The organism is Serratia marcescens (assembly GCF_001902635.1).
Classification (GTDB): Bacteria; Pseudomonadota; Gammaproteobacteria; order Enterobacterales; family Enterobacteriaceae; genus Serratia; species Serratia marcescens_F.
Map to the genome: position 1 here is coordinate 82,658 of NZ_MJAO01000015.1, position 17,212 is coordinate 99,869.

The window sequence follows — 17,212 nt, forward strand, 5'->3', positions numbered from 1 at the left end:
AATATTAGCCGATGATTACCCGGCTATTTATATTCACTGCGTTTAGTTTTCGTTTACCTTGTAAAACGCCAACGGAGAAACTTAAGCCGTGCGGGTCATGATCCAACGTTGGTCCCCTACCCATTGCAGGTGGAAATCCACTTCATAGATCTGCGACAGCAACGCAGGCGCCATCACCTCACGCGTGACGCCCTGCGCCACCAACCGCCCGGCATGCAGCAACCACACCCGATCGGCCTGCTGTAGGGTGTGGTTCAGGTCGTGCGCACACACCAGGGCGCTGCGCCCACTTTGACAAAACTCGCGCAGCAAGCGGTCCAACGCCACCTTCTGCGCCACGTCCAAACTGTTGGTCGGCTCATCCAGCAGCAGCAGCCGGCTGTATGGGTTGACGCTGGGCCAGACCTGCAGCAATACCGCTGCCAACCGCACTCGCTGCCATTCACCGCCGGAGAGCTGCGTCAACATGCGCGGCAGCTTATCCACCAGCTTCAGACGCTGGCACAGATAGAGGATGGCGTGCTCCACGTCAGCTTCCGCCGCCCCGGCGGGCCGGTGCAATGCCAAATACTGAAACACCGGCATCAGCGATACCGGCGGCTGCTGCTGGCTGAGATAAGCGCGCCGGCGCGCCAGCTCGCTCCCCGGATAATCGGACAGCGCACGCCCGGCCAGGCTGACTTCGCCCAGCCCCGGCAGCATACCCGCCACCCGCGCCAGCAGGGTGCTCTTCCCTGCGCCGTTTGGGCCGATCAGATGAACCTGCAACCCGCCGTCAATCTGTGTCGAAAAAGGCGCCAGGCGCCCCGCCACCCCAACCTCAACGAGTTGCAGCATCCGCATTATCCTGCCAGCGCTTGTTTAACCGCCGCTACCAGCGCCGGATCTTCCGGCGTGGTATCCGGCGAGAAGCGCTGGATCACCGTGCCGTCGCGCGCGATGAGAAACTTCTCGAAGTTCCACAGAATATCGCCGGCGTGCTTTGGCCCACGCCCTTTGCCGGTCATGCGCGCCAGAAACTCGCTGCCCTCCGGCGCGACGGCGTTCGGCTGTGCGGCGATCAGCGCCTGGTACAGCGGGTGACGATGCTCACCGTTCACCTCAATTTTGGCGAACATCGGGAATTGCACGCCGAAGGTGCCGCGGCAAAACGCCAGGATCTCTTCATTGCTGCCCGGCTCCTGGCCCAGGAATTCATTGGATGGGAACCCCAAGACGTCCAGCCCCTGTGCGCGATAGGCCTCGTACAGCGCTTCCAGGCCTTCGTACTGCTTGGTCAGGCCGCATTCCGACGCCACGTTGACCACCAGCAACACCTTGCCCCGATGGGCACCCAGCGTGGTGGCCTGATCTTCGATGGTTTGCAACGGCAGGTTGTAAATTGGCTTGCTCATCGGTTGTTATCCTTTGGTTTGAGTGGCAGGTGAATGAGAAAACTACCTTACGCCTTTTGCTCGGGTCAGTAACCAGATAAATAGCGGCGCCCCCAGCGTGGCGGTCACGACACCGATCGGCAGCTCCGCCGCCAGCAGCGCAACGCGAGCGACCACGTCGGCCACCAGCAATACGCCGGCGCCGGCCAACGCGCAGGCCGGCAGTAGATAGCGTTGGTCGGTCAAGCCGGTGAGACGCAAAATATGCGGGATCACCAGCCCGATGAAGCCGATCACGCCGGCCAGCGCCACGCTGACGCCGACCAGCCAGCCTATCGCCAACACCAGCAAGTTGCGCCACAGGTGCAGCGACAGCCCAAGCTGCCGCGCCTGGACCTCGCCCAACGCCATCAGGTTGAGCGTTCGGCCCTGGCCGCACAGCCACAGCAGTACCGGCAACAGAGCCAACACCAGCCACTTCTGGCGCCAGTCAACGCCGCCGAATCCGCCCATCATCCAGTACATCAGCTGCCGCAGATCGAGGCTGGTGCTGAAATAGACCGCCCAGGTCATCAGCGCGCTGCACACGATGCCCAGCGCGACGCCGACCAGCAACAGCCGCGCATTGGTCAACCGCCGACGGCGAGCGAAGCCCAGCAACAAAAAGGTCATCGCCAGCGCGCCGGCTATCGCGGCAGCGCTCATCAGCGCCACCGGCAACAGACCGTGCCCCAACAACACCGTCAGCACCAGCGCTACGCCGGCGCCGTTTGCCACGCCCAACAGGCCGGGCTCCGCCAGCGGATTTTCAAACAGCGCCTGCATCACCGCGCCCGCCACCGCCAGACTGGCGCCGACCAGCATCACCGCCAGCGCGCGCGGCAAACGCAGTTGCCAGACGAACAGCTGCGCCCGATCGCTGAACCACTCTGATGGCCATATCCATTGATCGCCGGCGCAGAGGCTGAACAGCAATGCCACCGCCACGCCCAACGCCAATAGAGTGACGTGGCGTTTATCGCGGTGACGCTGATGTTGCAGCAGTAAGGTGAAGGTGCGGCTGGTTGGCATGGCGCGGCGGTTCCCTGCCGGCCGCTTTCGTGGCCGGATAATTGACGTCTGAGTCGAATATTAGGGGGTTAACGCCACAAGGGGAAGCCTTGCGTATGCGATGGAGCAGGAAAGCAGCGGCTGGCCCTGCCCGTCATCGCACGATGATGGCAAAACCAGCCGCCGGTAAACTCAGGGGTTAACGATGCGGGCCCGCATTATCTTGTGGGTAAGGCTGACCGCGACCGTCGTCACGACGGCCATTGTCGCCACGATCGTCACGACGGCCATCGTCGCCGCGATCGTCATGGCGGCGCTCGTGGTCGCGATTATCACGATCGCCATGGAACGGATTGCCGTTGCGTTCCGGCTCACGATGCTCATAACCTCGCGGCGGTGCAGGTTGCCAGCGCCCGCCGTCCCAGTACATGCCGCGCGCATTGCGCTCACCCAGGCCACGGCCTTGATGCGCGTGCCACCACTGCGGCGGACGCCAGTCATAACCATCCCAGTAATAGCCGCGCCGATCCTGATCCCCCAGATGCAGGGAAACACCCGGCACGTTGATATCGACGGACACATCGGCCTGCGCCGCCAGCGGCAGCAGCAGCGGTAAACACACCAGCAACAGGATCTTTTTCATTTCGCCTTCTCGCTCTCTATTTTCTTGCTGTAGTGGTTATATCAGCACGCTTATTTATCGACTATCTCACCGGTGCCTATTTTCAGATCGTTTTCGGCCCCCTTACACAATCCCGACACGGTTTGCCGACGCCTTTAATAATCATAGCCGCTGACAAGGCTTAACGAATAACTGACGCACCACAGGCGGCGCAGCAATTATAATTAATCTGATTCCCACTGGAGGATAATATGATGATCAAACGCATTGGAATGTTGCTGGCCGTTGTGGCGCTGGCCTCGACGCTCAGCGCCTGTTGCTGGGGCCCGCACTGGGACGGCGGTCACCGGGGCGGCGGCCCGGGCCATTATTACAACCGTTATTGAGGCAATAAAAGACGAGTGGAATATATCAAATAAGATATAAGAATATTCCGCAATTAAGATTAAAATAAATTAACACCGTGCCGCTTTATGAAAAAATTTAATCTCAACATTATCGCTTAGGAATAAACTGAATTTTACGCCAGAAAAGAAAAAGGCCGCGCAAGCGGCCTTTTTTGATGTCACGTCACTCACCCTTTCGGGCTGGCGTTTTCTACCCGGCTTTTCAGCTTCTGCCCCGGACGGAAGGTCACCACGCGGCGCGCCGTAATCGGAATGTCTTCGCCGGTCTTCGGGTTGCGCCCCGGACGTTGGTTCTTGTCACGCAGATCAAAGTTGCCAAAACCCGACAGTTTTACCTGTTCACCATTCTCAAGGGCCCGACGGACCTCTTCAAAGAACAGTTCCACCAGGTCTTTGGCGTCCCGTTTGCTAAGCCCAAGCTTCTCAAACAGGTGTTCTGACATTTCAGCTTTAGTAAGCGCCATAGGTTCAATCCCTCAAGGATGCTTGGAATCGCTGTTTTAGAGCCTCTACGCATTTTGCAACGGTAGCGGCTATCTCCTCTTCTTCCAGTGTACGAGCGGTATCCTGCAATACCAGACTGATAGCCAGGCTCTTGTCACCTTCTGCCACGCCCTTGCCACGGTACACGTCAAACAAGTTTACGCCAACTACCTGATTTGCGCCAACTTTCTTACACTCGGCCAAAATATCTTCTGCGGGGACGTTTTCAGCCACCACAACGGCGATATCACGGCGGTTTGCCGGGAAGCGCGAAATCTCCCGCGCCTGAGGCACGGCGCGGCTCGCAAGCTTGTTCCACTCAAGTTCAAACACCACGGTGCGGCCGTTAAGATCCAGTTTACGCTCAAGTTCCGGGTGAACCACACCGATGAAACCTACGCGTTCACCGTGCAAATAAATCGCCGCACTTTGCCCTGGATGCAGGGCCGGATTGGCCTCCGCCCGGAACTGAATTTCGGACAATTTACCGGTCAGCTCGAGGACAGACTCCAGATCCCCTTTTAAATCATAGAAGTCGACGGGCTTGCGCGCCAGATCCCAATGTTCATCGTGCGTATGGCCGGCGATCACGCCTGCCAGCATGACGTCCTGACGGATACCCAGATCTGCCGCACTATCAGGCACAAAGCGCAGGCCGCTTTCGAACAGGCGCAGACGCGTCTGCTGGCGATTCTGGTTATACACCACCGCAGACAGCAGGCCGGTCCACAGCGACAGACGCATCGCCGACATTTCTACCGAAATCGGGCTTGGCAGGATCAGCGCTTCTTCATTAGGATGCAGCAGCGCCTGCACTTTCGGATCGACGAAGCTGTAGGTAATCGCTTCCTGGTAACCGTGATCGACCAGCATGGTCTTCACGCGTTTCAGCGTCAGATCGGCTTCGCGATGCTGGGTCATCACCAGATCGGCGCGAACCGGCACATCCGGGATATTGTCGTAGCCGTAAACGCGCGCCACTTCTTCCACCAGATCCTCTTCGATCTCCATATCGAAACGCCAGCTCGGCGCGACCGCTTGCCAGCTGTCGCCCTGCTCGGTCACCTGGCAACCCAGGCGACGCAGAATGTCGCTAACCTGCTCGCTCGGCACCACGTGGCCGATCAGGCGATCCAGCTTCTCGCGGCGCAGCGTGATGGTAGCGCGCTTCGGCAGTTCGTTTTCATCGGTCACGTCGATAACCGGGCCGGCCTGGCCGCCGCAGATGTCGAGCAGCAGGCGCGTAGCGCGTTCCATCGCTTTATACTGCAGCGCCGGATCGACACCGCGCTCATAGCGGTGAGAGGCATCGGTGTGCAGGCCCTGACGACGCGCGCGCCCGGTGATCGACAGCGGGCTGAAGAAGGCGCACTCCAGCAGCACGTCCTGAGTTTCCCCATTGACGCCGGAATGCTCGCCGCCGAAGATACCCCCCATCGCCAACGCTTTTTGATGATCGGCGATCACTAAGGTGTCGGCGTTCAGTTTGGCTTCGTTGCCGTCCAGCAGCGTCAGGGTTTCCCCTTCTTCCGCCATGCGCACCACGATGCCACCGTCGATGCGGCTCAGATCGAAGGCGTGCATCGGCTGGCCAAGTTCCAGCAGCACATAGTTGGTGACGTCCACCACCGCATCGATAGAGCGGATGCCGCAGCGACGCAGTTTTTCACGCATCCACAGCGGGGTTGGCGCTTTGACGTCGATGCCTTTCACCACGCGGCCCAGATAGCGCGGGCACGCCTGCGGCGCGTCAACGCGGATCGGCAGCGTGGCGTCGATGGTGGCGGCCACCGGGCTCATGTCCGGCTCGGTCAGCGCAACCTGGTTCAATACGCCCACGTCGCGCGCGACGCCGATGATGCCCAGGCAGTCGGCGCGGTTCGGCGTGACGCTGATCTCGATGGTATTGTCGTTCAGTTTCAGATAGTCACGGATATCGGTGCCGATCGGCGCATCCAGCGGCAGCTCAATGATGCCGTCATGATCGTCTGAAATACCCAGCTCGGAGAACGAGCACAGCATGCCTTCAGAAGGTTCGCCACGCAGCTTGGCGGCCTTGATTTTGAAGTCGCCCGGCAGCACCGCGCCCACGGTGGCGACCGCCACTTTCAGGCCGGTGCGGCAGTTCGGCGCGCCACAGACGATGTCCAACAGGCGATCGCCGCCCACATTGACCTTGGTGACGCGCAGCTTGTCGGCGTTCGGGTGCTGACCGCACTCGACCACTTCGCCCACCACTACGCCGTTAAAAGCACCGGCAACCGGATCCACACCGTCCACTTCCAGGCCGGCCATGGTGATTTGATCGGATAATGCTTCGCTGCTGATGGCCGGGTTTACCCACTCGCGCAACCAGAGTTCACTGAATTTCATGTGATATTCCCGCCTTACTTAAACTGTTTGAGGAAACGCAGATCGTTTTCGAAGAATGCGCGCAGGTCGGTGACGCCGTAACGCAGCATCGTCAGGCGCTCCATGCCCATGCCGAAGGCGAAGCCGGAGTAAACTTCCGGATCGATGCCGACGTTGCGCAGCACGTTCGGATGCACCATGCCGCAGCCCAGCACTTCCAGCCATTTACCGTTCTTGCCCATCACGTCCACTTCAGCAGACGGTTCGGTGAACGGGAAGTAGGACGGACGGAAACGAACCTGCAGATCTTCTTCAAAGAAGTTGTTCAGGAAATCGTGCAGCGTGCCCTTCAAGTTGGTGAAGCTGATGTCTTTATCGACGATCAGCCCTTCCATCTGGTGGAACATCGGGGTATGAGTCTGATCGTAATCGTTGCGGTAAACACGGCCCGGCGCAATGATGCGAATCGGCGGCTGCTGGTTCTTCATGGTACGGATCTGCACGCCTGAAGTCTGGGTGCGCAGCAGGCGCGTGGCGTCGAACCAGAAGGTATCGTGATCGGCGCGCGCCGGATGGTGCCCTGGGATGTTCAACGCGTCGAAGTTATGGTAATCGTCTTCAATCTCCGGGCCAGTGGCGACGGAGAAGCCCAGCTCGCCGAAGAAGGTTTCGATACGGTCGATGGTGCGGGTCACCGGGTGCAGCCCGCCGTTTTCCATGCGACGGCCTGGCAGGGAAACATCGATGGTTTCCGCCGCCAGACGCGCGTTCAACGCCGCGGTCTCCAGCGCGTTCTTACGCGCATTCAGGGCATCTTGCACCTCTTGCTTGGCCTGGTTGATCACCGCGCCGGCCGCCGGACGGTCTTCCGCCGGTACGTCACGCAGAGACTGCATCTGCAAGGTGAAATGACCTTTCTTGCCAAAATATTCGACGCGTACCAAATCCAACGCGGCAACATCCTGGGCATCTTCTACGGCTGCCTTGGCATTGGCAACCAGCTCTGCGAGATGTGGCATTGCTTTCCTCTTCCTCTGGCCGGGATGGCCCTAAGTAATTGTTATCTATTATTCGAACACGCCTTTGACCGATCTTCAAAGACTTTCAATACGTTGCCGAATGGACGACTCGGCTGCGCCTGCCGCCCATACCGCGATGGTTTGCAAGGCGAAGAAGACGACCAAAAACAAAAAAGCCTCCACGAGGGAGGCTTAGGCGCTACTTTTCGTTTCTTTTCTTACGCGCAAAGCCTCCTGAAATCAGGCGCTAAAGTAAAAAAAGAAACGAAAAATAGCTGCGTGCATGATTGCGGTACCTTGTCGATGATTGTCCACCAGTGATATAGCGGCGGCCAATAAAAGTCAATATTTGTCGCTGAAAACAAAGATTAAAAGAGGGAGCAAGCTCCCTCTTCTACTGACTTACGCCAGAGCTGCTTTCGCTTTCTCAACCAGTGCGCCGAAGGCCACTTTGTCGAAGACTGCGATGTCAGCCAGGATCTTACGGTCAATTTCGATCGAAGCTTTTTTCAAGCCGTTGATGAACTTGCTGTAAGACAGACCGTTCTGACGAGCAGCTGCGTTGATACGTGCAATCCACAGCTGACGGAACTGACGCTTACGTTGACGACGGTCACGGTAAGCATACTGACCTGCTTTGATCACTGCCTGGAAGGCAACACGATATACGCGCGAACGGGCACCGTAGTAACCTTTCGCCTGCTTCATAATTTTCTTGTGACGTGCGCGTGCAATTACACCACGTTTTACGCGAGCCATATGCTCTCTCCTAAAGTCTTATTCTAAATTCAAAAAAAAATGGCTTATGCGTACGGCAGGCACGCGGTAACCAGGACCAGATCGTTTTTAGACACCATGCCTTTCGGACGCAGGTGACGTTTACGCTTGGTTGCTTTTTTGGTCAGAATATGACGCAGGTTGGCATGTTTACGCTTAAAACCACCGCTGCCGGTTTTTTTGAAGCGCTTGGCTGCACCACGTACAGTTTTAATCTTTGGCATTTTAATTAAATCCACTTCGCATTGTTAAACAACGAATCAGTTGGGCGAATAAAACCCACACAGCGCAAGCGCTGCGCGGGTTCGATTACTTGGAAGCCTTACTGTTTCTTCTTAGGAGCGAGCACCATAATCATCTGGCGGCCTTCGATCTTCGTAGGGAAGGACTCGACCACTGCCAGATCCATATCTTCACACAGGTCTTTACGGACGCGGTTAAGCACTTCCATGCCGATCTGCTGGTGCGCCATTTCACGCCCACGGAAACGCAGGGTGATTTTGGCTTTATCGCCATCTTCCAGAAAGCGAATCAGGTTGCGTAGTTTGACCTGATAGTCGCCATCATCGGTACCAGGACGGAATTTGATTTCCTTGACCTGAATAACTTTTTGCTTCTTCTTCTGTTCTTTCGTCGACTTGCTCTTCTCGTAGAGGAATTTGCCGTAATCCATGATTCGGCAAACTGGCGGTTCGGCATTTGGGCTGATTTCTACTAAATCAACGCCCGCTTCCTCAGCTTTTTCAAGAGCTTCATTCAGACTGACAATACCAATCTGCTCGCCATCGACGCCGGTTAGGCGAACTTCTTGCGCGCGAATTTCTCTGTTAATGCGATTAGGACGCGCCGGTTGAACTCGTTTTCCGCCTTTAATACTTTATTCCTCCAGTTGATGAAGACTACGGCTGCGAATCTCTTTCAGCAGCTTGTCTACGACTTCATTTACGTCCAGGCTTCCCAGGTCTTTACCACGGCGGGTACGAACGGCAACTTTGCCTGCTTCGACCTCTTTGTCGCCGCACACCAACATGTAAGGGACTCGACGTAAAGTATGTTCGCGAATTTTAAAGCCAATCTTCTCATTTCTCAAGTCCGCTTTAACGCGAATACCTGCATCCTGCAGTTTTTTGGTCAATTGCTGGACGTAATCAGACTGGCTGTCGGTGATATTCATCACCACCACCTGCACCGGAGCGATCCAGGTCGGGTAGAACCCGGCGTATTCTTCGGTAAGGATACCGATGAAACGTTCCATGGAGCCCAAAATGGCGCGGTGAATCATTACCGGCACGACGCGATCGTTGTTTTCGCCAACGTACGAGGCGCCCAAACGGCCCGGCAAGAAGAAATCGAGCTGCACGGTACCACATTGCCATGCGCGATCCAAACAATCATGCAGGGTAAATTCAATTTTCGGTCCGTAGAAGGCGCCCTCACCCGGCTGATATTCAAACGGAATGCCGTTCTCGGTCAGCGCGGCGGCCAGGTCTTCTTCCGCTCGGGTCCACATGTCGTCGGTGCCGATGCGTTTTTCCGGGCGAGTGGACAGCTTGACGGCGATCTTGTCGAAGCCGAAAGTGCCGTACACATCATAGACCATGCGAATGCATTCGTTCACTTCGGCACGCACCTGCTCTTCGGTACAGAAGATGTGGGCATCGTCCTGAGTGAAGCCGCGCACGCGCATCAGGCCGTGCAGGGAACCCGACGGCTCGTTGCGGTGGCAACTGCCGAACTCACCCATGCGCAGCGGCAAATCGCGGTACGATTTCAGGCCCTGGTTGAAGATCTGCACGTGACCCGGGCAGTTCATCGGCTTGATGCAGTATTCGCGGTTTTCCGACGCGGTGGTGAACATCGCGTCTTTGTAGTTTTCCCAGTGGCCGGTTTTTTCCCACAGCACACGGTCCATCATAAACGGACCTTTCACTTCCTGGTACTGGTACTCTTTGAGCTTCATGCGCACGAAGGCTTCCAGCTCGCGGAAGATAGTCCAGCCGTCGTTGTGCCAGAACACCATGCCCGGCGCTTCTTCCTGCATGTGATACAGGTCGAGCTGCTTGCCGATCTTGCGGTGATCGCGCTTGGCCGCTTCTTCCAGACGCTGCAGGTAGGCGTTCAGCTGCTTCTTGTCTGCCCAGGCGGTACCGTAGATACGCTGCAGCATTTTGTTCTTGCTGTCGCCGCGCCAGTAGGCGCCGGAGGTTTTCTGCAGTTTGAAATGGTGGCAGAAACGCATGTTCGGCACGTGCGGGCCGCGGCACATGTCGATGTATTCTTCGTGGTGATACAGGCCAGGACGATCGTCATGGCTGATGTTCTCATCCAGGATCGCCACTTTGTAGATTTCGCCGCGCTCAGCGAAGGCGTCGCGGGCTTCTTGCCAGCTGACCTTCTTCTTGATGACGTCGTAATCCTTATCGGCCAACTCGTGCATCCGCTTTTCCAGCAGATCCAGGTCTTCCTGCGTCAGGGTACGGTCGATATCCACGTCATAATAGAAACCGTTGTCGATCACTGGACCGATCGCCATTTTGGTATCCGGCCACAGCTGCTTGATCGCATGACCCAGCAGGTGCGCGCAGGAGTGGCGCATGATTTCCAGACCGTCTTCATCTTTGATGGTGATGATGGCCAGCTGCGCATCTGATTCGATCAGATCGCCGGCGTCAACCAGCTCGCCGTTGACGCGGCCGGCAATACAGGCTTTCGCCAGGCCAGGGCCGATATCGCGCGCGACATCCATCGGGGAAACGGGGTGGTCGAAATGACGCTGACTACCGTCAGGAAGAGTAATAACAGGCATTAATAATTCCTTATCTACAGTGGTGACCCACACGACAGATCACATGCAGTACGAAAATTGGGTTTTGGGTTTGGTCAGCCAGGTTTCAGATCTCGCCCACAATTGCCAGATTGAAACCTCACTGGGTACACAGAATGGAACGCATACCTTCTCAGCCGCATTCGGCTAAGCGAATAGTATCACTAAAATTGTTCCGGATAAATAAAGCGCCGCCGCCCTCACGCTTTCGCCCCATCCGGCGCAAAAACGGTTTTCATGTAGCTGGCGGTGGCCAGCAAACACAGGCCGTAGCCCAGCAGTTCGCAGCCCTCTTCCACCATGTTTTTCACCACCCGGTTGTAACCGTCCAGCATCAGCGTTTGCCACAGCGCACTCATGCCGAACAGGCGTGAAAACACCAGAATACACAACAGGCCGGCGCACATCATGCCGTAACCGGGATGCGTCACGACATAGGCCAGGCCGCGCACCGTCGCCGCGATGTGCCTTGCTGCCTGCCACAGGCAAGCCAAGGCGACCGACAGCGCGAACCACACCCAGGCGCCGTGCCACAGCGCATCGAAGGCGAAGTCCATCTCGCGGATCAGCATGCAGAGAAAGAAGCCGCCTACCAGCATCCAGGCGTAGCGGCGTTCAGCCTGTCGCCGGGCCGCGGCGAAAAAACCGCCGGCGATGGCGACCAGCAACAGCGCCTGCGTCGTTTCGGTCAGCGAGGTTTCATGCACGAAGTTATGCAGCCAGTGTACGTCGAAAAACACCAGGCCGACCAACGCCGCCAAAAAAGCACCGGAAAGCGCGAACGCGCCAATTTTCCCCAGTAAAAGTTTCAGTTCGTCTTGCATAATCAATCTCATTATCGTTTTAAAGCGCGCCTATGGTAGGCAGCTGAGCCTGCGGGGTGTAGCAATTGGTGCGAAACGTCGGCCTTTGCCGGACAACTGCGGCGAAAAAGGCCATAAAACACAAAATTTGTACGCCACATCTCAAGCGCGGCCCCTTTTGCCACCACCGTTCGGCGATGTGCCCGCGCTATTTGGCGATCTCCGGCGGCAACCGCTATCCTGAAACCAGTCATGACCCAACCGAGACTTATTCAGAAGATGAACCGGTTACTCGCTGTCCTCGTTGTTCTGTGCGCGGTGTTAGCGACGTTGTATGGGCTGGTGCACTTTGGCGCGCGTTCGGTGCCGCGGGCGATTGCGGTCACCGAAATGCAATTGGGATGTGAAGATGAACCTGAACTCGCCAACGATTGCAGCGGCGAAGACGACGCTCCCGCCGACGAGTTTCGCCAGTCTGGCGCGCTGAACGCGCAAGCCGACGGCTAGCCTTACGGTTGCTTCCCATTGCCGCCAGGCACGCGGCGGGCTAGGCTGTTCACTCATTGGCCGCCGTTTGGCGGCTTAAACGTTGCACAGGGAGTCTATTTTATGACGGGTATTTTGCAGTTATTCCAGGCCATCGGACTGGGTTTGGTGCTGCTGTTGCCGCTGGCCAACCCGCTGACCACGGTGGCGCTGCTGCTCGGGTTGTCCGGCAATATGACGCGCGAAGAGCGCAATCAGCAATCGCTGATGGCCTCGGTTTATGTGTTCTGCATCATGACAGTGGCGTTTTACGCCGGGCAAGTGGTGATGAACACCTTCGGTATTTCGATCCCCGGCCTGCGCATCGCCGGCGGCCTGATCGTCGCCTTCATCGGTTTCCGCATGCTGTTCCCGCAGCAAAGCGCCGAAGAGGCGCCGGAAGTGGAAACCAAGTCGCACGAGCTGCGCCATAAAACCTCGGCCAACATCGCCTTCGTGCCGCTGGCGATGCCGAGCACCGCCGGGCCGGGTACCATCGCGATGATCATCAGCTCGGCGTCGAGCATCAAAGACAACACGCTGGGTTTCGAACCTTGGGTGCTGGCCGTGGCGCCGGTCGCCATCTTCCTGACGGTAGCGGTGATCCTGTGGGGCTGCCTGCTCAGTTCCGGTGCCATCATGCGCTTGGTGGGGAAAAGCGGCATCGAGGCGATCTCGCGCCTGATGGGCTTCCTGCTGGTGTGTATGGGCGTGCAGTTCATCATCAACGGCGTGCTGGAGATCATCTCCACTTATACGCCGCACGCCGCCTGACCGTTAAACATGGGCGCGATGACCGCGCCCGTTGCCGTTATTTCCCCGCCGGCGCCTGCGCGCCCAAAATGCCCTTGCCTTCCGGCACTTCGGTAAAGCGGTTGAGGATCTCGCTATAGGTCTTGGCCGGGTCCAGATCCGGGAACTGCGACGGATAGATAAATTTCGCCAAATACTCCAGCCCGACAATGTTGTACGGGTGGTTGTAGAAGTTATGGTAGATGCCGTAGAACCGCCCTTCCTTCACCGCCGACACCTGCGCGAACCCCGGGCGCTGCTTCATGCGGTTGAAAGCCTCATCCACCTGCTGCTGCGTCACGCCATAGCCAAACGGCACCGCGGCGTTGGTCTTGCTGGCCCACTGCGAGCCGGAGACGATGTAGGCGTCCGGTTTCAGGCTGATCACTTTTTCCAGCGCCACGTCGCCGGTCGCGCCCGGCAGCAGCGCAGAGCCGATGTTGCGCGCGCCGACCGCTTCCACCAACGCACCCCAGCCGACGTGAGAGTGGGTATAGCAGCAGGACTCCAGTCCGTTCAGGCCGGCCTTGGCTTCAAAGAACACCAGCGGTTTGGGTTCCACCGCCTGCGTCTTGGCCAGAATGGCCTGGTAGTGCTGCTGATAATAATCGGTATATTGCTTGGCCTCGCTTTCGCGGTTGAGGGTTTCCCCCAGCAGCGTCACGCTTTTCGGCGTGTTTTCCACCGGCTTGAGCATGGTGTCGATAAACAGCACCGGCACGTTCAGCGCCTTCAGCTTATCCAGCACACCGGTTTGGCTCAGCGAAGGTTTGGAACGCAGCTGGGCGATCATCAGATCTGGCCGCTTGGCGATCACGCTCTCCAGGTTGACTTCGCCCTTGTCGCTGAACCCCATATCGATAATGTTTTTCGCTGCCGGCCATTTGCTTTGCAAGATGTCCCAGGTCGCCGCGTCGCTTTTCTTCAGCAGGTTGTTCCAGGCCACCAGCCGATCGAACGGGTTGGCGCGATCCAGCAGCGCCAGCGTGAGAATGTCGCGCCCGTCCTGCACCACGATGCGTTTTGGCTCTTGCTGGAGGGTAAGCGTCTGGCCGGAGGTGTCGGTCAGGGTCAGCGGATAGGTGGTAGCCATCGCCGGGGCGGAAAGCGCGGCGGCGCAAACCAGCGCCGACAGAGTGATTCGACGGTGCACGAAAAGCTCCTTGGTAAATAATTCAATCCGGGAATAGTAATGAGAATGGCTAGCATTATCAAAGATAACGCCGCATCACCCGGCGATTAATTGCAAAGGGATGTGTAAAACGACGTTAAGAGGCGCGCCGGAAACGGCGCGCCCAGAGGATCACACCAGGCCGTAGATCAGCGCCGACAGCGCGATCAACCCCATCACCAGCACGAATACGTTGCTTGCCGCACGGTATTTGCGCATCGCCGGCACCGCGCGCACGGCGTACATCGGCAGGATGAACAGGATCGCCGCAATCAGCGGGCCACTGATGGTTTCGATGATGTGCAGCGCGCTCGGGTTCCACACCGTCGCCGCCCAGGTGAGCAGGAACAGCGACACCGCCGAGATGCGGTGCGTCATGCGCGAACTGAGCGGCTTGCCGACCGCGCGCGTAACGCCGTCGATCAGGCTGGTCGCCCCTTCCGTCACGCCCAGCGAGGTGCCGAGATAGGATTTGGCCATCGCCAGCATCGCCATCACCGGGCCGAGATAGGCGATCAGCGGGTTGGAGAACTTGTTGGCCAACGTGGTCAACACCGTGATGTTCTGTTCTTTCGCCTGCAGCATGTCTTCATGCGACAGGCTCAGCACGCAGCTGAACACGAAGAACAACACGGTGACGCAGATCAGCACGTAGCTGTAGCGCATGATGCGCGCGCAGCGGCGTTCCGCTTTGTCACCGTACAGGCTTTTTTGGGTCGAAGCGAAAGAAGAGATGATCGGCGCATGGCTAAAGGAGAACACCATCACCGGCACCGCCAACCACAGCGAATGCCACAGCCCCGGCGTGTCAAAGCGCGTAGCGGCCAGACCGTGAACGAAGTTGGCGGTATTCCAGGTCGGCATCAGATACAGCGAAATGCCCATCAGGAACACCAACAGCGGGAACACCAGCATGCCCATCGCCGCCACGATGCTGTCTTTGCCGCGCAGCAGCACCAGATTGAGCACCACCACCACCGCCAGGCTCAGCCAGACGCGCGGCAACGGCGCCACGTGGAACTGATGGATCAGGAAACTGTCCAGCGCGTTGGTGATCGAAATGCTGTACACCAGCACGATCGGGAAGAACGCCATCAGGTACAGCATCATGATGATTTTGCCGGCCAACACGCCGAAGTGTTCCACCACCACATCGTGAATGTTGCCGTCGCGGCTGGAGCCGGAAAGCACGAAGCGGCTGAGCGCACGGTGCGGCAAATAGGTCAGCGGGAAAGCGAACAGCGCCATCAACAGCAGCACCAGGGGGCCGTTCAGCCCGGCATTGATCGGCAAGAACAACGTGCCGGCACCCACCGCAGTGGCATAGAGACCGAACATCCAGACGGTGTCGGTTTTGTTCCATTTGGCAGGCTGAGCGGCCGTCAGCGTGCCTGAATCGGGAGAAATCGTACTCATGAGACAGTCTACCTTAATCTGCGGCGCTAACGATTGCGCCTAACGGGATATCCTTCTCCGCGAATTTTTAATAGTAATCAGTAAATTAAAGCGATATTTCATACTTGCGCCTGATGAAAGGACGGCAAAGGATAATGAAAAATCCCCTGCGGGTCTATGTTTTATCGGCCGAGCGGGCGATTTGTGACCGGATAATGCTGAAAAAATCGGCGCGCGCAGGAAAAACGAAGGGCCCCCTGCGGAGCCCTTAAGCGGTTTACTTCTTCGCGTCCGGATGGTCCGGCACCTCGGCGCTGCCCATCTCCTTCTCGTCACGGATCATCGAGCGGTCTTTACGCACGCTGGCCACGTCGGAGGCGCTCACCGGTTTGGCGCTGTTGCCCCAGCTGGAGCGGATGAAGTTCACCACGTCCGCCACCTGCTGATCGTTCAGACGCCAGCCGAACGGCGGCATGGTGATGTTGGATACCGCCCCCTGCACCGCCGGCGTGGTGTTGCCGGTCAGCACGATGTGGATCAGCGAGGTCGCATCCTCGGTTTGCACCACCGGGTTGCCCTTCAGCGACGGGAAGGCGCGCTTGTAGCCCACGCCGTCGGTGCGGTGGCAGGCCGCGCAGTTATCGACATAGAGCGCCGCGCCGGGCTTGCTGTCGTCGCCGCGCCACAGATCCTTGGCCACGCTGTCTTCGACCGGCGCCGTCTGTTGCTTGCCGTCTTTCGGCGGCAGCGATTTCAGGTAGCGCGCGATGGCGGTCAGATCGTCGTCACTCAGGTATTGCAGGCTGTGTTCCACCACATCGCTCATGCCGCCAAACACGATCGCCTTGTCATTGCGGCCGGTTTTCAGGAACTCGGTCAGCTCCGCTTCGCTCCAGCTGCCCAGGCCGTCTTTACGATCGCCGCGCAGGCTGGACGCGACCCAGCCGTCGATCGGCGCGTTGCTGCCGGACAGGTAGTCGTTGCTTTCGCTGTCGCTCAGCGCTTTTTCCTGCATGGTGATGCTGCGCGGGGTATGGCAAGCGCCGCAGTGGCCCAGGCCTTCCACCAGGTAGCGGCCGCGTTCAATCACCGGATCGGCCTTGGCGTCAGCCACGAAGTCCGCCGGCGTCGGCGCGAACATGCCGCGCCAGATGCTCAGCGGCCAGCGCATCGACAGCGGCCACGGGATGTCGGAGTCCTTGTTGGCCTGCTCCACCGGCTGCACGCCGTGCATGAAATAGGCGTACATGGCGCGCATGTCGTCCTCTTTCACCAGCGCGAACGACGGGTACGGCATCGCCGGGTACAGGGTGCTGCCGTTTTTGGCTACGCCCTTACGCACCGCGTTGTCGAAATCCTCGAAGCTGTAATCGCCGATGCCGGTTTTCTTGTCCGGCGTGATGTTGGTGGAGTAGATGGTGCCGATCGGCGTCTCCATCGCCAGGCCGCCGGCGAAGGTTTTGCCGTTCTTGCCGTCGGTGTGGCAGGCCACGCAATCGCCGGCGCGCGCCAGGTATTCACCGCGCTTGATCAGCTCGCTGCTGACGGTGGCGTCCTGCGCCCAAACGGAGAAACTCACTGCACTGAGAACCAGTGCCGGTACAAATGCTTTCATCGTT

The 17,212-nt window shown here is 58.3% G+C and carries 19 protein-coding genes and 1 other annotated feature; of the genes, 3 read left to right on the top strand and 16 right to left on the bottom strand.

All coding sequences use genetic code 11. The features are described 5' to 3' along the window. Positions 1 to 81: 81 nt before the first annotated feature. From btuD to BHU62_RS15995, 4 genes are all read right to left on the bottom strand, one after another. Positions 82 to 837 carry a vitamin B12 ABC transporter ATP-binding protein BtuD gene (btuD, locus tag BHU62_RS15980; RefSeq protein ID WP_073532880.1) on the bottom strand — a complete coding sequence of 252 codons (756 nt, stop codon included), beginning with the start codon at positions 835 to 837 and terminating at the stop codon, positions 82 to 84. Between the two features lie 5 nt (positions 838 to 842). Next, positions 843 to 1,394: a glutathione peroxidase gene (locus BHU62_RS15985; protein WP_073532881.1), complete on the bottom strand. Its 552-nt coding sequence runs from the start codon at positions 1,392 to 1,394 to the stop codon at positions 843 to 845. 42 nt (positions 1,395 to 1,436) lie between these two features. Continuing rightward, positions 1,437 to 2,444, bottom strand: a complete 1,008-nt coding sequence (gene btuC, locus BHU62_RS15990) for a vitamin B12 ABC transporter permease BtuC (protein WP_073532882.1) — start codon at positions 2,442 to 2,444, stop codon at positions 1,437 to 1,439. A gap of 178 nt (positions 2,445 to 2,622) precedes the next feature. Beyond that, positions 2,623 to 3,066 (bottom strand): DUF2502 domain-containing protein, encoded by a 444-nt coding sequence (locus BHU62_RS15995; RefSeq protein ID WP_073532883.1) that lies wholly within the window; start codon positions 3,064 to 3,066, stop codon positions 2,623 to 2,625. Positions 3,067 to 3,296: 230 nt separating this feature from the next. Here BHU62_RS15995 and BHU62_RS25530 point away from each other — a divergent pair, with 230 nt between their 5' ends. Continuing rightward, positions 3,297 to 3,431, top strand: coding sequence for a hypothetical protein (locus BHU62_RS25530; RefSeq protein WP_265341105.1), 135 nt, complete (start codon positions 3,297 to 3,299; stop codon positions 3,429 to 3,431). 188 nt (positions 3,432 to 3,619) lie between these two features. Here the strand turns inward: BHU62_RS25530 and ihfA are convergent, their stop codons facing one another. The 9 genes from ihfA to BHU62_RS16035 all read right to left on the bottom strand — a co-directional run bounded on the left by ihfA (position 3,620) and on the right by BHU62_RS16035 (position 11,731). Further along, positions 3,620 to 3,916 carry an integration host factor subunit alpha gene (ihfA, locus tag BHU62_RS16000; protein WP_004931414.1) on the bottom strand — a complete coding sequence of 99 codons (297 nt, stop codon included), beginning with the start codon at positions 3,914 to 3,916 and terminating at the stop codon, positions 3,620 to 3,622. 4 nt (positions 3,917 to 3,920) lie between these two features. After that, the gene (gene pheT, locus BHU62_RS16005; protein WP_073532884.1) at positions 3,921 to 6,308 is read right to left on the bottom strand and encodes a phenylalanine--tRNA ligase subunit beta; all 2,388 of its coding nucleotides are present in this window, start codon (positions 6,306 to 6,308) and stop codon (positions 3,921 to 3,923) included. 14 nt (positions 6,309 to 6,322) lie between these two features. Beyond that, a complete protein-coding gene (gene pheS / locus BHU62_RS16010; protein WP_073532885.1) occupies positions 6,323 to 7,306 on the bottom strand; it encodes a phenylalanine--tRNA ligase subunit alpha in 984 nt (327 codons plus the stop codon). Between the two features lie 166 nt (positions 7,307 to 7,472). Then, positions 7,473 to 7,595, bottom strand: a sequence feature (Phe leader region). Then, positions 7,547 to 7,591 carry a pheST operon leader peptide PheM gene (pheM, locus tag BHU62_RS25320; protein ID WP_121626058.1) on the bottom strand — a complete coding sequence of 15 codons (45 nt, stop codon included), beginning with the start codon at positions 7,589 to 7,591 and terminating at the stop codon, positions 7,547 to 7,549. Its footprint overlaps the feature before it by 45 nt. 113 nt (positions 7,596 to 7,708) lie before the next feature. Further along, positions 7,709 to 8,065: a 50S ribosomal protein L20 gene (gene rplT, locus BHU62_RS16015; protein ID WP_004931417.1), complete on the bottom strand. Its 357-nt coding sequence runs from the start codon at positions 8,063 to 8,065 to the stop codon at positions 7,709 to 7,711. Positions 8,066 to 8,109: 44 nt separating this feature from the next. Then, positions 8,110 to 8,307 (bottom strand): 50S ribosomal protein L35, encoded by a 198-nt coding sequence (gene rpmI, locus BHU62_RS16020; RefSeq protein WP_004931418.1) that lies wholly within the window; start codon positions 8,305 to 8,307, stop codon positions 8,110 to 8,112. A 98-nt stretch (positions 8,308 to 8,405) separates the two neighbouring features. Further along, positions 8,406 to 8,957 (bottom strand): translation initiation factor IF-3, encoded by a 552-nt coding sequence (gene infC, locus BHU62_RS16025; protein ID WP_048233542.1) that lies wholly within the window; start codon positions 8,955 to 8,957, stop codon positions 8,406 to 8,408. 3 nt (positions 8,958 to 8,960) lie between these two features. Continuing rightward, positions 8,961 to 10,889: a threonine--tRNA ligase gene (gene thrS / locus BHU62_RS16030; protein ID WP_073532886.1), complete on the bottom strand. Its 1,929-nt coding sequence runs from the start codon at positions 10,887 to 10,889 to the stop codon at positions 8,961 to 8,963. Positions 10,890 to 11,107: 218 nt separating this feature from the next. Next, positions 11,108 to 11,731, bottom strand: coding sequence for a hypothetical protein (locus BHU62_RS16035; protein ID WP_073532887.1), 624 nt, complete (start codon positions 11,729 to 11,731; stop codon positions 11,108 to 11,110). Between the two features lie 231 nt (positions 11,732 to 11,962). Here BHU62_RS16035 and BHU62_RS16040 point away from each other — a divergent pair, with 231 nt between their 5' ends. Both BHU62_RS16040 and BHU62_RS16045 read left to right on the top strand, forming a co-directional pair. Then, positions 11,963 to 12,217 (top strand): hypothetical protein, encoded by a 255-nt coding sequence (locus BHU62_RS16040; protein ID WP_236720681.1) that lies wholly within the window; start codon positions 11,963 to 11,965, stop codon positions 12,215 to 12,217. Positions 12,218 to 12,319: 102 nt separating this feature from the next. Then, entirely contained in the window at positions 12,320 to 13,009 is a 690-nt protein-coding gene (locus BHU62_RS16045; RefSeq protein ID WP_073532888.1) for a MarC family NAAT transporter, read from the top strand. A 37-nt stretch (positions 13,010 to 13,046) separates the two neighbouring features. On the opposite strand, the gene BHU62_RS16050 is transcribed toward BHU62_RS16045, so the two are convergent. The 3 genes from BHU62_RS16050 to BHU62_RS16060 form a co-directional block, all read right to left on the bottom strand. Beyond that, positions 13,047 to 14,180: an ABC transporter substrate-binding protein gene (locus BHU62_RS16050; protein ID WP_073532889.1), complete on the bottom strand. Its 1,134-nt coding sequence runs from the start codon at positions 14,178 to 14,180 to the stop codon at positions 13,047 to 13,049. A gap of 150 nt (positions 14,181 to 14,330) precedes the next feature. After that, positions 14,331 to 15,614, bottom strand: a complete 1,284-nt coding sequence (locus tag BHU62_RS16055; RefSeq protein WP_073532890.1) for an HAAAP family serine/threonine permease — start codon at positions 15,612 to 15,614, stop codon at positions 14,331 to 14,333. Between the two features lie 256 nt (positions 15,615 to 15,870). Beyond that, positions 15,871 to 17,208 (bottom strand): c-type cytochrome, encoded by a 1,338-nt coding sequence (locus BHU62_RS16060; RefSeq protein ID WP_073532891.1) that lies wholly within the window; start codon positions 17,206 to 17,208, stop codon positions 15,871 to 15,873. Between the last annotated feature and the right edge of the window lie 4 nt (positions 17,209 to 17,212).

Bases quoted from the DNA above. Each gene is read 5' to 3' on its own strand.
- BHU62_RS16040 (WP_236720681.1), top strand. From the start codon at position 11,963: ATGACCCAACCGAGACTTATTCAGAAGATGAACCGGTTACTCGCTGTC.
- btuD (WP_073532880.1), bottom strand. From the start codon at position 837: ATGCTGCAACTCGTTGAGGTTGGGGTGGCGGGGCGCCTGGCGCCTTTT.
- rpmI (WP_004931418.1), bottom strand. From the start codon at position 8,307: ATGCCAAAGATTAAAACTGTACGTGGTGCAGCCAAGCGCTTCAAAAAA.
- thrS (WP_073532886.1), bottom strand. From the start codon at position 10,889: ATGCCTGTTATTACTCTTCCTGACGGTAGTCAGCGTCATTTCGACCAC.
- pheT (WP_073532884.1), bottom strand. From the start codon at position 6,308: ATGAAATTCAGTGAACTCTGGTTGCGCGAGTGGGTAAACCCGGCCATC.
- btuC (WP_073532882.1), bottom strand. From the start codon at position 2,444: ATGCCAACCAGCCGCACCTTCACCTTACTGCTGCAACATCAGCGTCAC.
- rplT (WP_004931417.1), bottom strand. From the start codon at position 8,065: ATGGCTCGCGTAAAACGTGGTGTAATTGCACGCGCACGTCACAAGAAA.
- pheS (WP_073532885.1), bottom strand. From the start codon at position 7,306: ATGCCACATCTCGCAGAGCTGGTTGCCAATGCCAAGGCAGCCGTAGAA.
- BHU62_RS25530 (WP_265341105.1), top strand. From the start codon at position 3,297: ATGATGATCAAACGCATTGGAATGTTGCTGGCCGTTGTGGCGCTGGCC.
- BHU62_RS15985 (WP_073532881.1), bottom strand. From the start codon at position 1,394: ATGAGCAAGCCAATTTACAACCTGCCGTTGCAAACCATCGAAGATCAG.
- ihfA (WP_004931414.1), bottom strand. From the start codon at position 3,916: ATGGCGCTTACTAAAGCTGAAATGTCAGAACACCTGTTTGAGAAGCTT.
- BHU62_RS16060 (WP_073532891.1), bottom strand. From the start codon at position 17,208: ATGAAAGCATTTGTACCGGCACTGGTTCTCAGTGCAGTGAGTTTCTCC.
- BHU62_RS16035 (WP_073532887.1), bottom strand. From the start codon at position 11,731: ATGCAAGACGAACTGAAACTTTTACTGGGGAAAATTGGCGCGTTCGCG.
- BHU62_RS16045 (WP_073532888.1), top strand. From the start codon at position 12,320: ATGACGGGTATTTTGCAGTTATTCCAGGCCATCGGACTGGGTTTGGTG.
- BHU62_RS16055 (WP_073532890.1), bottom strand. From the start codon at position 15,614: ATGAGTACGATTTCTCCCGATTCAGGCACGCTGACGGCCGCTCAGCCT.
- BHU62_RS15995 (WP_073532883.1), bottom strand. From the start codon at position 3,066: ATGAAAAAGATCCTGTTGCTGGTGTGTTTACCGCTGCTGCTGCCGCTG.